At 59.9% G+C, this 14,101-nt stretch carries 10 protein-coding genes and 1 pseudogene; 3 read left to right on the top strand and 8 right to left on the bottom strand.

What is annotated here, in order from left to right:
* Nucleotides 1–70: 70 nt before the first annotated feature.
* The 5 genes from ACS5PJ_RS08625 to ACS5PJ_RS08605 form a co-directional block, all read right to left on the bottom strand.
* Nucleotides 71–931, bottom strand: coding sequence for a glycosyltransferase family 2 protein (locus ACS5PJ_RS08625; RefSeq protein ID WP_439434503.1), 861 nt, complete (start codon nt 929–931; stop codon nt 71–73).
* Nucleotides 928–1,443: a GtrA family protein gene (locus ACS5PJ_RS08620; protein ID WP_439434502.1), complete on the bottom strand. Its 516-nt coding sequence runs from the start codon at nt 1,441–1,443 to the stop codon at nt 928–930. Before ACS5PJ_RS08620 ends, ACS5PJ_RS08625 begins: the two co-directional genes overlap by 4 nt.
* Nucleotides 1,443–3,725 (bottom strand): hypothetical protein, encoded by a 2,283-nt coding sequence (locus tag ACS5PJ_RS08615; protein ID WP_439434501.1) that lies wholly within the window; start codon nt 3,723–3,725, stop codon nt 1,443–1,445. Before ACS5PJ_RS08615 ends, ACS5PJ_RS08620 begins: the two co-directional genes overlap by 1 nt.
* 124 nt (nt 3,726–3,849) lie before the next feature.
* Nucleotides 3,850–4,806, bottom strand: a complete 957-nt coding sequence (locus tag ACS5PJ_RS08610) for an NAD-dependent epimerase/dehydratase family protein (RefSeq protein ID WP_439434500.1) — start codon at nt 4,804–4,806, stop codon at nt 3,850–3,852.
* Nucleotides 4,799–5,869 carry a glycosyltransferase gene (locus ACS5PJ_RS08605; protein ID WP_439434499.1) on the bottom strand — a complete coding sequence of 357 codons (1,071 nt, stop codon included), beginning with the start codon at nt 5,867–5,869 and terminating at the stop codon, nt 4,799–4,801. Before ACS5PJ_RS08605 ends, ACS5PJ_RS08610 begins: the two co-directional genes overlap by 8 nt.
* A 374-nt stretch (nt 5,870–6,243) precedes the next feature.
* Here ACS5PJ_RS08605 and ACS5PJ_RS08600 point away from each other — a divergent pair, with 374 nt between their 5' ends.
* Both ACS5PJ_RS08600 and ACS5PJ_RS08595 read left to right on the top strand, forming a co-directional pair.
* Entirely contained in the window at nt 6,244–7,959 is a 1,716-nt protein-coding gene (locus ACS5PJ_RS08600; RefSeq protein WP_439434498.1) for a hypothetical protein, read from the top strand.
* A gap of 78 nt (nt 7,960–8,037) precedes the next feature.
* Nucleotides 8,038–10,263: a glycosyltransferase family protein gene (locus tag ACS5PJ_RS08595; RefSeq protein WP_439434497.1), complete on the top strand. Its 2,226-nt coding sequence runs from the start codon at nt 8,038–8,040 to the stop codon at nt 10,261–10,263.
* An 80-nt stretch (nt 10,264–10,343) separates the two neighbouring features.
* Here the strand turns inward: ACS5PJ_RS08595 and ACS5PJ_RS08590 are convergent, their stop codons facing one another.
* Nucleotides 10,344–11,762, bottom strand: a complete 1,419-nt coding sequence (locus tag ACS5PJ_RS08590; protein ID WP_439434789.1) for a sugar nucleotide-binding protein — start codon at nt 11,760–11,762, stop codon at nt 10,344–10,346.
* Nucleotides 11,759–12,757, bottom strand: coding sequence for a dTDP-glucose 4,6-dehydratase (gene rfbB, locus ACS5PJ_RS08585; protein ID WP_439434496.1), 999 nt, complete (start codon nt 12,755–12,757; stop codon nt 11,759–11,761). The genes ACS5PJ_RS08590 and rfbB overlap by 4 nt, the downstream gene beginning before the upstream one ends.
* A gap of 57 nt (nt 12,758–12,814) precedes the next feature.
* Here rfbB and rfbA point away from each other — a divergent pair, with 57 nt between their 5' ends.
* Complete coding sequence (gene rfbA / locus ACS5PJ_RS08580; RefSeq protein WP_439434495.1) at nt 12,815–13,687, top strand: glucose-1-phosphate thymidylyltransferase RfbA; 873 nt, start codon at nt 12,815–12,817, stop codon at nt 13,685–13,687.
* A gap of 178 nt (nt 13,688–13,865) precedes the next feature.
* On the opposite strand, the pseudogene ACS5PJ_RS08575 reads toward rfbA, so the two are convergent.
* Nucleotides 13,866–13,992 (bottom strand): annotated as a pseudogene (locus ACS5PJ_RS08575) (IS3 family transposase); the annotation flags it as partial.
* Between the last annotated feature and the right edge of the window lie 109 nt (nt 13,993–14,101).

Here is a 14,101-nt window from a genome sequence, read left to right as displayed (position 1 = left end):
CTATTTTCCCAATTCAGAGCACCCATTCCCTGAAACGCCAACCTGAGAGAGCAGCCATGAAATCCCAAGGCTAGACAGTACTTTCCACTGCGTGCTCATGGCCCATACGTTTGCGAAGCCGCATGTAAGCCAGCCGGCGGGCATAGGACATGGCCACGGCCTTCAGGTTGCCCGTCAGCAGGTCGAATCGGCTGAGTACACCTGGGTGCGTTAACGCTATGTCTTTGTGGAATGCGATGGCTTGGTCTGACTGCTGCCTCGCCAGCCGCACGCTCCATTGGCTGGCACTGATGCGGAAGTGGGCAAGGCTGCGGCGAATTGCGACGACGTCACCATGGAAGCAGATGCGGGCGTAAGTTGCCTCATCGATGAGGTACGGATGGGTGTTGTCCCAGCCGCCTTCCTTCTCCAACAGGTCCCGGCGGAACATGACGCAAGCCGGTTCCCCGAAGATGTTGGCTCCGGCGATCACCGTCGCGCGTACAGCCTTGGTGCCGCTGACCAGTCCTGAAATCCCTTGGAGTCCACGGTTCTTCATGAAAATGCCACCGCTGGAGTCGACCAGATCTCGCTGGCTAGCGACCAGCACCGCTGACGGATTCGCCTCGAACGCTGCGACCTGCTCTGCAAGTGCTGTGGGTGAAATGATGTCGTCGCCGCAGACCAGCTTGAGGTAGGTGCCTCTAGCTTCAGAGCTGACTCTGTTCCAGTTAGCCTGTGCACCGCCGCCTGCAGGCGTCGGGCTCAGGATGCGGAGCCTCGGGTGGCCCCTGTAGCCGTCGATGACGTCCTTGGTTCCGTCAACTGAGGAGTGGTCGGCTATGACCACCTCGTAGTCGTCATAGCTCTGTTTCAGAACCGAATCAAGCGTCTCAGCAATGTACTGGACATTGTTGTATGCGGGTATGACTATGGAGACTTTCGGGGTCATGCCGTCTCTTCCTCTTTGGGGCCTTTGATCGGTGCTGTTTGCGGTTGTTCCGGCGGATGCTTCCGACGGAATGAAAAGTGGCGGTGACCGAAGTAGCTTATGATCACGGACAACAGAGTGATCGCCAACTGGGTGGGGATTCTTGGAAACTGCAGCAGGTCGGCGAACAGCGAAAGTAATCCGATGTTTACCAGCAGCGATGTGAGGTTGACCAGCGCGAATCGGCCGAGGTCGAGCCAGACGTGTCCTTTGACCCGGAATACCAACGTCCGGTAAACGAAGAAGACGGCGACGAGCGAAACAGTCCACGACACTGACAGGAGGATGAACGACGGTGCGTGGGGAAAAGTTAAGGCCAACACGATGAAGAGACCGGTGCTGAAGGCGGTGTTGGCGCCCCCAACGAGCAGAAACGCTATGCGCTGATCCTTGACGATCTTAATCAGTGGGCCTGGCGGTCCGGAATGGATGCCGCGCACAGGCTCGTCCGCTGTCGGCGGATGGACAGCCACTATTTGGCCTCTTTTCTCATGGCGTATATCTGCTTTGCCTCGCCGGAGCGGGGCCCAGGAGTAACTAGGGGGCGGGGGACGGAAGTTACGGTGCCGCGGGTAGTCCACGAGGACGGCTCATCAGGGGAGCTGGTCCGGCGTCGGCCGCGCAGCGAATGCATAAGGGACCAGACGACTCCGAGAAGCAGTGCGGCGGCGAGGGATGCGATTTCAATGGTCCAGCCGGGCGGCTCGAACGAGACGGTTACGGTCTTGCCAGCCATGTTAGGAGCCACGTTGACCGTCAGGAGGTAACCGCGTAGAGGATCGCCGATGCTGGCGCCGTCGGCGGTATAGCCTGGCCAGGCGATGCGGCTCAGCGTAACGGTTCCGCCGGACGAAGGGACCTCGTTTACCTTGAAAGTGACCTGGGTGCTGGAATTGGATATCGGAGCGATGTCAGTTCCCTCAGAGGCGTGTACGGGCGCACCTACTGAACCAAGGGCGACGTCCCGCGTCCACATCACCGTGTTAGGAGTGCGGGACGCAACGGACCACCCCGACGGCGGCACGGCGGCGAGTTCGGCACCGGCGGCGTCGGCCGCGTCGCGGACTATCTGAACAGTGTCCACGCGAAGGAGGTCTGCGAGCGGCTTGCCCGATGTCGGATCGATCTCAAACAGCTTGGTGCTGAGCTCTTTACAGGTCTCGCCACGGGAGGCGATGCAGAGGTCCTGCGAGTAGGCCGCGTTCTGGATGGGGCTGTAGAGGTTGTGCACTGATCCAGGGTTCAGATACCACATGTTGCCCACAAGGGACTCGTTCCAGATCGACGGGTCAAGGGCGGACGGCGTACCCACAACGACCGCCTGGCCCTTGGCGCCGGAGAGCTGTGTGGAGTATTTCGACGTGTCCGCTGGCAGTTTGAAGTCTTGAACCGGCGGGTTGGGGAAGTAGTAATGCTGCGGGAAGGCCAGCGCCAAAGAAGTCGCGACCAGGACGGCGGCGACCAGGCGGTCGGCCCTGATTTTGGAATGCATCGCCCGCAGTGCCAAGGCAGTCAGTGCAAAACCGATCGCCATGATCAGTATCATGCGTGCGCTGACGCTCCACAATTCCGGTTTGCCCGTCCACCCCAGGTATACGCTCGCTAGGAACACGGCCATGGTGCTGAGCCAGCGCGTTCGGGAGACCACGAGGACCCTTGCCAGCGACAGCGCCACGCACAGGAGGACAATGGCGGCGAGGCAGACATACGGCATCAATCGGACAGGAGTCCGGAGCGGCCCAAGGTCGCTGGGAGCAAGCGTAAGCACCAGGGACAACAGCAGGAATACCGTGACACTCGCTATCCCTGGCGTAAGGCGCCTCAACTGCTGGAAGTTGACCAAGGCAAACAGCGGGAGGAACCAACCAATGTACGTCAGCGGTGCAGGAGCGAATGGCCCCCACCACCAGGATGCAACCTGGGGAAGATTGCTTGGAAGCGCTGACCCGGCCAGACCGGTTAGGTCAACAGTCAGAAAGTTGGTGTTTGCCACACCCTGTGAGCGCGCGGTGCTATGCAGGGTAAGGACTCCGGGCAGGTAGACGGCCAATGCCACTAAGCCAAGAAGGGCGCCGGAAGACACCGTCTTCAACAGGGACTTAAAGTCCCGGCGAACCAGCAATTCAAAAATGACGGCGACAAAGAGAAGAACCATCATGATAGTGCCATGGACATACCCGACGGTGACGAGGCAGTAGCCGGAGATAAGGACGGTCAGTGGCGACTTCTGCTGGTAGCACATCCTGCGCAGAGACCACCAGACAAAGGGCAGGAACGCCCAAACCATCAGGCCGGTCACCCAGGACGAGGAGTCGAGATAAACGGTAAATCCAGCCAGTGTGGAGGTTACCCCGGCCACGAACGCCCACGGGGCCCGCGCGCCGAGGTTTCGGCTGACCAGGTAAATGCCAACGCTGGCAACGGCCAAAAGGGCCACCTTGACCAAGGTGGAGAAAATTAGGGCGTTGGAAAAAAACGTGGATGCCAAGCCTATGCCCAGCGTTACGGGGCTGAAAATTCCCCACTGGCCCTCGGCGGCGTAGTTGCCGGCCTGCCAGCCTTCGGCGCTGAAAAACGGCCACTGGCCGGAGCGGAGCAGTTCTCCGATTTCGCGCCAAATGGGATATGCGCCGATCTGGGTGTCATCGTAGAAGTAGAAGCGGTGGTTGAAAATGACCGGCACCAACGCAGCCAAGATGGAGACCACCGGCGTGGCAAGGGCCCACAGCCATCCAGGACTTGCTGTCCGGACCACTCTGGGTCGTTCTTGAATATTCAAATCGGCACAGTCTCTTTCTGTTGCTAACGCTCCATCTAGGGTACCGAACGAGCGCACGACCCTAGAGTTCGCTGTGCACGCGGACGGCGGCGCCGCATCGCTATAAGGACCCTGAAGCGCTTCGTAAAGTCTGCATGTCGCGGACGGTTGCATCGATTCCGACGGGTAGGGGAGTGAACTGGCGGTTGTCGAGTTCAGTCCACACGACCGACCTGAGCCTGAGATCGTGCGCCTGCGCCTTCGCGAAGGGAGACGCTCCAAGCACAATTCGCGGTCGCCGTTTGAAGACTGTCTTGCACGCGCCAATCAGCGCGCCGATGGTGTCCGCCCGCTGGGTGGCGATGATCTTTGTCACGGCCTGCCCGGCGACGACGTCGGGTCCGGAGAGCCGCTCCAGGCAATCGGCTATCAGGGCTGCGGCGTCGTCTATAAAGATGTAGTCGCGGAGGGTGTCCAGCGAAACGTAGACGGAAACCGGCTGGCCGGTCAGGTGGGCCTTGGCGAAGACTGAAATGAGGCCCTGGGGCTTGGCGAGGTTTTGTCCCGGCCCGTAAAGATTGGCGACCCGGCCAATCAACATGCGGGTGCCTGACACCGCCGCGAACTCGGCGGCGGCGCTTTCCGCGGCAAGTTTGGCAAATCCATAAGGAGCCAACGGCTGCGGGATGCTCTCTTCCGAAAACGGAGGGTCCGGGGCGCCAGCATAAACGCCGCCCGCAGATGAAGCGAGAAAAAACCGGCCAGGAGCGGAACCGGGCGTGCACAGGACCCCGGCAACAGAACCCAGAGCGGACTTGAAGACCTCGAGTTCGGAGTCCAGTTCCGCCTGGGATGTTCCTGTGACTCCAGCACCGGCGCACCACGCGATCAACCAGGGCCTGCCGTCAGCCAGGATTCTCAACTGCTCGGCGCCAGCGGCCAAGGCAGCCTTGGCCGCCGCAGCATCATGCCAAGGAATTGAGGACGTCAATACTGCATGGCCCCTCGATTTGAGAACTGAGACGAGACCGCGCCCCAGCAAGCCGCCTGCACCGACGACCCATACCGGATCAGGCATTGGGCGTGTGTCCCCCGGATGCTGGGGCTGTTCCACGGTCCACAGCAGACGCCACGCTAGGGGTCCTCCCTAGGGGACCCACCGCTGGATCGCTCACAATCAGGTAGGCGGGCTTACCCATGGCCATATTGACGTTAACGCCGACATACTCGGCGATGACCCCTAACGAGAACAGAATTGCCCCGGTGCTGATGAGAATCACGATCATGGTGGACGTCCAGCCCTGTTGTCCCGCGCCGTGTCCGGTGAGGTATGAAATAAAGAGGTAGATGGCCAGACAAATGCCAAGGAACGCGAACATAGCCCCGATCAGGCTCACCAGGCGCAATCCCCGGGTACCGCTGGAGATGACCATCCGCCAGAAGTGGGACAACAGCGTTCGCAGCCGGTAGCCGGAGGCACGGTCGCCTTCTTCGCGCAACGCGACCGGGCATGTGGCGACGTTTGAAGCAATCCAACCCAGAGCGACGTCGAGGTACACGGCGTTTCCGGCATAGGCAGCAACAGAGCGTGCAACTTCACCAGTGACCAGCCGGAAGCTCTGATAGTTGGGGGCGTCATTGCTGGACAGGAGTGCAGACACTACCTTCTTCGCACCCTTTGAGGCGGCATTGCGAAGGAATCCATGCGGGGGTTTGTTGCTGGGGAGGGCATAGACCAACGTTGACTGCCGGGCCATGGCGGTGTCCAGCATGTCGCCAATTGCGGCGGGATCGTGCTGGCCGTCCTCGTCCATCGTGACAACCCAGTCGCCTCCGGCGGATGCCATGCCGGCTAGCGTGGCGGGATGCTGTCCAAAATTCCGGCTCAACCACACACCGCGGACGATGTCGTAGCGGGCTATGAGGTCACGGATGACCTGAGCGGAACCGTCGGGGCCATGATCGAATACGAGGAGGACTTCTGCAATGACAAAACTGTGGCCAGCGGTCGAAATTTGCGGTGCCGCCAGTTCCATGAGTTCCGCGACGACCGACGGCAGGGTCTTCTCACCTTGGTAAACAGGGACGACGACGGAAATACGGTGGGTGCCGGCCGAAGAGCCTGTCACTGCGTTGGTCATGTGCACAGAGTCTACCGGTTTGACGACAATGCAGTGTGACGCGTGGCCAGGCGTGGAGGCTGGCCCGGGCGACCGCAGGCCTTAGAATCTTTACTTGTAACCGAGCAGCCTCCGGGAAGCTGCTTAGAAAATCAACGGAAAATGTCGGGGTATCCAGCGGAATGACACAGCAGATAGCTGCCAAAAACTGTCGGAGGCGCTGGCAGTATGTGACCTCGGCAGCCGCCATAGCACTGTCTGGCCTTATGTACTGGGTACTTCAGGTCCGCCCGCTGACTACGAGCACAGGATTCAGCTGGAACAACTTCCGCCAGTATTTCCCCTATGACCAGTACTCCTACCTGGCCATCGCAGTGAACGTCAAGAACGGCAACATGGCAGCCGTCGAACCGTTCACCGAAACTGGAACTAACCATTATCCCCGGCTCTACTATGTATTCCTTGGCCTCTTGGCCCGCCTTTTTAACACCGATCTCATTGGTACGTGGCAAATTGCGGGCCTCGCGTTTCAGTTCGTCATGGTGGCGGCCATCAGCTGGTTGCTGATTCGGCTGACCGGCCTGCCCGTGCTGGGCGTCCTGGGGTTCGTGCCCAGCATCATCGGCACATTTGCCGTGGCAGCTACCGGCAACTGGCACCACTCGCTGGACAATCACGGTGTTCTCTGGGGCACGTTTGGCGTGCTGTTCACGCTCAACGGTGAATCCGCCGCACTGTCCATTGCCGTTACCGCCATCTGTCTCCTCATCGGCGTCACGTTTCCTTTGTTGGACGGCAGGGCGCAGGCTGGCGCGAAGACCCGTACTGCCGTCGTGATCATTGCCGCTGCTGCTGTCGGTGCGCTGGCAAATGTGCAAACGTACTCGTTCCTCACGGCCGTCTACCTCCTCGTCTATGCAACCGGCGCGTACGGCTTGCTGAAATACGGTCGGAAGTGGCACGCTGCGGTGAGCCTAGTGCTGTTGGTGGCAGTTCTCCTGTGCGGTACCACTATCGCCGCCGAGGCAGGACCTCTCGTAACGCTTATGGCAGGTCTCCTTGCCGCCGCTCCCGGATTTATCCTGGTCCTTCTGAACTACAGAGCCCCCGTCATTGGCGCCTGTGTGGCCCTCGCGTTGGCTGCGTCGCCAACGATCCTCGGAACCCTGCTCGGGCTGGCCGACAAGGATGACTTCCTGACCTACCGGGAACTGTCATCCAATGCCCTGGGAGTGCCGCTCGGGACCGGTCTGTTGGGCGCGCTGATACCGTTGCTCATGCTGGCGCTGATCTTCTGGGCGGGATTGGTGCGGCGAAACAAAGCCTGGCTGGCATTCGCGCTCGGATCCGTACTTGCCTGGCCACTGGTTGCCAGCAATGACCTGTGGGGTGCGAACCAGGAGCCGTACCGGTTCTGGATTGACAGCTTCACCATGGTCACTGCGGCCGCTCTTCCTGTGTTCTGCCAGGTTGTTGTCCGCAGTTGGCGGCTGTGGAGCTCGGTCCGGAAGCAGCAGCCACGAGGGTCTGAATCACCCGATCCAATGGATTCTGCGGCGCCGGTAGCTGCCGGCTCCGGACGAACATCCGCGATTGTTGTGGCGGCCGCATGTGTTGCGGTGGTGGTTGCCTTTACTGTGAGCCTTTCGGACTATTCGAAATTCTCGGACTATGTCCATGAATATGGCACGGCCAGCTTTAACGATCCGCAGGCTCTTGCGATAAAGTCCGCAGCGACGCCGCTGACTGAACCTGGCTCAGACCTGCATGTTGCGGTGGACGCGGAGGGTCAAGCTGGCGAACTCGTGATGTTTGATCCGTGCATCAGCCCGTTCCGCGTGAAAGCCCTGACCGGCCTGCCGACCGCCTTCTACAACCTTGGCCTGGCCTGGCCAGAGAATGAAGAAGACATCCGTGAGATTCTCGTGCAGCGTTCGAAGGGCTCTTTTGCCCAGAATGCAGCGGAAAAGGTGGCCATCCACTACGTACTGACGGACTCGGGATGCCCCGACGGCTGGGACGGCCAGGTCAACGGAACGAAATTATCGGATGCCAGTTATAGCAACGGCGGCCAGGCGGCCACGATTACGCTCTGGAAGGTAGCGGGCTGAGTACCTGCGGCCTCCCGGATCCGGATCGCGAGACTCGAGGCCGGGATAGCTGTCGCCGGAACAAAGGACAGGGAAGTAATGCACGACAGTAAAGACGCCCCGGCGCGCTCTCTTCCTTGGGTCCTCACCACCGCAGTCAGTGTTTTGGTCCTTAGTCTGATTCCGCTGATCTGGACACCGCGGTTCTATTTTTGGGACGACACCGAGAATGGCGCATATGGAGTCTGGTACCACCTGGGTGAGTCGTTGCTCTCCGGCACTGTGCCTATCCTCAATCCCCAAGTCTGGTCGAGCGGGAACTATGCGGCTGAAGGGCAGTGGGGAACATGGAATCCGCTGATCATGCTTATTGGGGTGATTGTCTACCTCGCCCCTGATGCGGTTGCTGTAACAACCAGCCTGAAAATCGCGTTCCTGGTGATCGGCGGGGTGGGCTGCTACTTGTTGAGCAGGTCGTTCAACGTTCCACCCGCCCTTGCTCTTGTGGCAGGTGTCGCCTCGCCCTTGAACGGCTTCACCATGTTCTTCGATGCACCTTCGTGGGTCACGGGACAACTCGCGTGGGCTGTTGTCCCTTATTTCTGGATGCTGCTGAAGACGGCCAGTGACGGCCGGCGGAGCCCGCTTTGGGCTTTTCTGGCAGGTTATATCGTGGTCACCATAGGGTATGTCGCAGGAACAGTGGCGGTGGGCTTCGTCCTGTTAGCCGTAGGCGTGGATGCCCTGCTAAAGCGCCGATGGGGGACCGCGTGGCGCACTGCGGCGATCGGACTCAGTCTGGTCTTGGTCGCAGTCGTGGTCTACCTTCCAGGTGTCCTGACAGCGGCGGTAACCACGCGCAGCACCACCGCCATCGCCAACGACGACTACATGGGAGTGGACCTCAGTGGTCTCCTGAGCTCAACAATTGCCACGGCCTACCCCCTTATGCCGTCCTGGTGGTGGGGTGGCTTCTCCGCACCAGCGCCGGCGCTTTATATAGCCTGGTTCCTGCCACTTGTCGCATTCCTGAGCTGGCGCCGGATTCGGGGGCACTCATCGCAGATCAGGGACATCCTGTTCTTTGCAGCGCTTTCTCTGATGTTCGTGCTGCTGCCCTCTACGGTTGGTCCACTCCGCTACCCAGCCCGCTTTATGCCCTACCTTGCTCTGGTTTGCATCCTTCTTTGTGTTGTCTTGCTCTCTCACACTGTGGCTAAGCATCCCTCGAAGCTGTCCCTGCTGGGAGCAACTGGCGGCATCGCGTTCGGTGTCTACGGGGGCTGGGCTCAGTACCCTGACCACTACCTCGCGATCTTTTTGGCTGGCATCCTTGCCATAGCCCCAATATGCGTCCTGTGGTGGCGGATGCGGGGAAACACCCTGCCGTTGAGTCAATGGTCGGTGGCCTCGTCCGTCGCCGTCGTCTGTCTCGCCGTGACGTTTGGGACCACTCTGTTGCAGTACCGAATAACACCTGCGAGCCCGTTATCCGATTCGGCTATGCCTTCTGACACGGCGATTCCCAAGGCTGTGCTGGCGGATGTCAGGGGGGAGATTCTGGTTGTTGGGGACCCTCTCGACTACCCGCAGGATGAGTCGACCTGGTCCAGAACCCTGATGGCCAATACTTGGTACCTCAGCCCTGCGTCCGTCCTGAACAGGTACCAGCTTATCGGGCACACGCAGTACAATTCGGCTTTATGCCTTCGCTACCTGGGCGGCACGTGCGCTGAGCTCCTGGACCGTCTCTTCGACGAGCGTGAGGAGACCGGCATGCTGCTGGCAGACGAACTTGGGATCGACAACATTCAAATCCTGAAGAAGTCGTTCGAGGGAAACCAGCCTCCCACTGCTTCAAACAACTACGTTGGCCGCCAGGAACCCGTGGGCATCAGGTCAGTTCCGGCCGGGTGGCGCAAGGTGAGTGACGACGGTGAAATCGCGCTCTGGAGCCGCGATGTCCCAATAGAGTCATCCGGGGGCCTGGTTTGGACATCGGCAGGCACCAAGCTCACAGAGACCGGACGCACTGCCACAGAGGTCACGCTCCGCGTGGATCAGGTTGCCTCCGGCGGCGGTCGGGCGGCGCTTGGCCGGTTGGCGTGGCCAGGGTATCAGGCCGTCGGAGCCGACATCAGTTCCCCTGTCGACGGTTTCCTGCTGACCCTTGACGTTCCGGAGAGTGCTGCCGGTTCTACTGTGTCAGTCAGTTTTACCCCGCCTGGCTGGGCCGTAGGCGTGGCTTTGTGGTGCATCGGCGTGGGTGGCTTGGTGTTGTGGACGCTGTACGACCTCGTCCAATCCCGCAGGCGAAGCAGCTAGACAGGAACTCCGGGAAAGCCAATTGAAAAGCCGGGCGCCGTCCGTTTGGACAGTGCCCGGCAACTTCCTTTTACCGGATCTTAGATGGATGCCTGGGTCGTGCTGAGATACTGGGTGAGGGCCATTTTGGCGTTCCTTGGGCTGAATCCTGCGGCCTTGATTTTGCCAAGATCCAGGACGCTGTTCAGCGGCCGCGGGGCGGCAGCTTTGTCCTTGAAGTACTCGGCGGTGCTGATGCCGGTGACGAACGACCGTTCGGCGCCGGTGATCTCAAAGACATCGGCGGCGATCTCAGCCCAGGACTGGGCCGATCCGTCGTTGCTTAAGTTGTAGGTTCCGAACGGGGCCTTGGTCTGGAGCAGGTGTTGGATGCCTTCGGCGACGTCATCGGCGAAGGTTAGGCGGCCGATCTGGTCGTCGACGACAGCAGGGTGGATGCCGCGACCAGCCAGGGCGGCCATGGTGCGGACGAAGTTATTGCCTTCGCCGATGACCCAACTGGTGCGGACTACGTAGTGCCGGGGGACCGTGCTGACGATGGCGTCGCCCGCGGCTTTGCTTTGGCCGTAAACACCTAATGGCGTGAGCGGTTCGTCCTCGGTGTGTACAGTCCGGCTCCCGTCAAAGACGTAGTCGCTGGAGACATGCACGAGTGTAAGCGAATGTTCCGCTGCAACCCGGGCCAACCGGCTGACTGCGGTCGCGTTGATTGCCCACGCGGCCTCTCGTCCCGCCTCTGTCTCAGCGGCGTCCACCGCCGTGTAGGCTGCGGCATTGATGATGGTGCTGTAGCTTCCCCAGTGCCGGGTCGTGTAAGACTCCGGATCCAAGACGTCGAATTCCTGGCGGCCGGCGAACTCCACGGAGTCGTCGCCCTCGTATTTCGAGCGTAAGGCCCGTCCGAGTTGCCCGTCCGCGCCCAGGATCAGGGTCTTGCGGGGGCCCATGGGCTTGACGTCGGCCAGGCGCGGGTGGCGAAGGTCCTTGTCTGACACTTCCGCTTCGTTGAGAGGGATGGGCCACTGGATGTTTGTAGTCTCGTCGGCCAGGTTCACGAAGGTGTAATCGGCGTCCGCTGACCAGTGGTCGTTGACCAAGTAAACGTAGGAGGTGTTATCTTCCAGTGTCTGGTAAGAATTGGCGACGCCCCGGGGGATAAAGATGGCCTTGCTGGGGTCAATTTCCGTTGTGAAAACCGACCCGAAGGACGGGCCTTCGCGGAGGTCCACCCAGGCGCCAAAGATCCGTCCGGTGGCCACCGAAATGAACTTGTCCCAGGGTTCGGCGTGGATGCCGCGGGTGGTTCCGACTTTATCGTTGAACGAGATGTTGTTTTGGACGGGTCTGAAATCCGGCAGGCCAGCGGCAATCATTTTCTCCCGCTGCCAGTTCTCCTTGAACCAGCCGCGGTTGTCGCCGTAGACCGGAAGGTCGTAGACAACGACGCCGGGAATCGGCGTTTCGGCGCCTGCGAGTTTCTTTTGAAACTCCATGCTTATTGGCCCTGCTCCTTGTATTTGGCTTCTGTGGCGGCCTTTTGCGGGCGCCACCAATCCTGGTTGTTGCGGTACCAGGCGATGGTGTCTTCGATGCCGGCGTCGAAGTTAGAGAATTCGGGCTTCCAACCGAGCTCCTTGCGGAGCTTGGTGGAGTCGATGGCATAGCGCAAGTCGTGGCCGGGGCGGTCCACAACGTGATCATACGCGTCACGGGCCTGGCCCATGTGTTCAAGGATGAGTTCGACGACTTCCTTGTTGTTCTTTTCGCCGTCGGCACCAATCAAGTAGGTCTCTCCAATGACGCCCTTTTCTATGATCGCCAGCACGGCGGAGGAGTGGTCATTCGCGTGGATCCAGTCCCGGACGTTCTCACCCTTGCCATAGAGCTTGGGCCGGATCCCGTCGATCACGTTGGTGATCTGGCGCGGAATGAACTTTTCCACGTGTTGGTAGGGGCCGTAGTTGTTCGAGCAGTTGCTGATGGTGGCCTGCAGCCCAAAGGACCGCACCCAGGCGCGGACCAGGAGATCTGAGCCTGCTTTAGTGGAGGAGTAGGGGCTGGAGGGGTTGTACGGGGTGTCCTCGGTGAACCGCTGTGAGTCATCCAGTTCCAGATCACCGTAGACCTCATCGGTGGAGATGTGATGGAAGCGCTTATTGTGCTTTCGAGCGGCTTCGATCAGCGTGTAGGTTCCAATGATGTTCGTGTCCAGGAAGGGGCGGGGGTCGTGCAAGGAGTTGTCGTTATGGGACTCGGCTGCGTAGTGGACTACAACGTCAGCGGAGGCCACAAGGCCGTCCACGACCACGGCGTCGGTGATGTCACCCTCGACGAAAGCGAAACGGTCCTCGGGCAGGTGCGCTAGTGACTCCCGATTGCCGGCGTAGGTGAGCTTGTCCAGTACGGTGACATAGTTGTCCGTATTGGTCATTACATAATGGACAAAATTCGAACCTATGAACCCGGCGCCGCCGGTTACGAGAAGTCGCTGCATAGTTTCATAGGTTACCGGATTTGGCGGGACTCCGAATCAAAGGGAAAGATGGGTTGCATGCGCGGAATTATCCTTGCCGGCGGTACCGGCTCCAGACTCCATCCCATTACGTTGGGCATCAGCAAGCAGCTGGTGCCGGTCTATGACAAGCCGATGATCTACTATCCGCTTTCCACACTCATACTGGCTGGCATCCGCGACATCCTGATCATCACCACCCCCCACGATGCGGACCAGTTCCAGCGACTCCTTGGCGATGGCTCGCAGTTCGGTGTGAATATTACATACACACAGCAACCTTCTCCTGATGGGCTGGCCCAAGCCTTCATCCTCGGCTCCGAGCACATCGGCAACGGACCGGTAGCCCTGGTGCTGGGGGACAATATTTTTTACGGGCGCGGCATGGGCACGCAGTTGCGCCGGTTCTCGGATATTGACGGCGGCGCGGTCTTCGGATATTGGGTTGCTGATCCCTCAGCCTACGGTGTAGTGGAATTCGATGCCGAAGGCAAAGCCGTCTCCCTGGAAGAAAAGCCTGCCAAGCCTAAGAGCCACTATGCGGTTCCCGGCCTCTATTTCTATGATAACGATGTTTTGCAGATTGCGAAGGACCTCAAGCCCTCGCCGCGGGGCGAACTGGAAATCACGGACGTGAACCGCGTGTACTTGGAACGGGGCAAACTCCAAGTGGAAATTCTGCCTCGCGGAACCGCATGGCTGGATACCGGAACCTTCGATTCCCTGAACGAGGCATCAGAATTTATCCACACCGTGCAGAAGCGCCAGGGCTTGTCCATCGGCTGCCCTGAGGAAATCTCGTGGCGCCTGGGGTTTCTGAGCGACGCCGAGCTGCAGGAACGGGCGGAACCCCTGGTGAAGAGCGGCTACGGGAAATATTTGCTTGAATTGCTGGATCAAAGCGCGGGCTGATACCGAATGTAGAAAGGCGCATGGACGGAAAATTTACCGTCCACCGCCTTTTTGCTTATATTTGGCAGCGCACTCTTGGGTTTGAACTGGTCCCGAGAAGTTGGACTGGCTAAATGAGATCCTAAGCTGCGAGGGCTTGGGCCCGGTATTGCACCGGGCTCAGGCCTTCGAGCTTTGTCTAGATTCTAGTGGATGTAGTCCTTGATTGCAGCGGCCAGTTCGTCGGTGTTGAGGAATCGGACGCGGTGGAAGAGTTCTTCCTTGAGGTGACCGAAGAAGTTCTCCATGACCGCGTTGTCGTAGCATTATCCGGCTAATATGCCGGGATGCCGGGGATTGGCCGGTTAAGGATTTAGCTGTTTCGGGTGGTCAGTTTCCGGAGCTGTTCTTCGTGGCGCCTCACGCTGGTGGCGA

Origin of the sequence: Pseudarthrobacter cremeus, assembly GCF_051857465.1 — a bacterium.
GTDB lineage: Bacteria > Actinomycetota > Actinomycetes > Actinomycetales > Micrococcaceae > Arthrobacter.
This window is presented reverse-complemented; position numbering and strand designations above follow the sequence as displayed.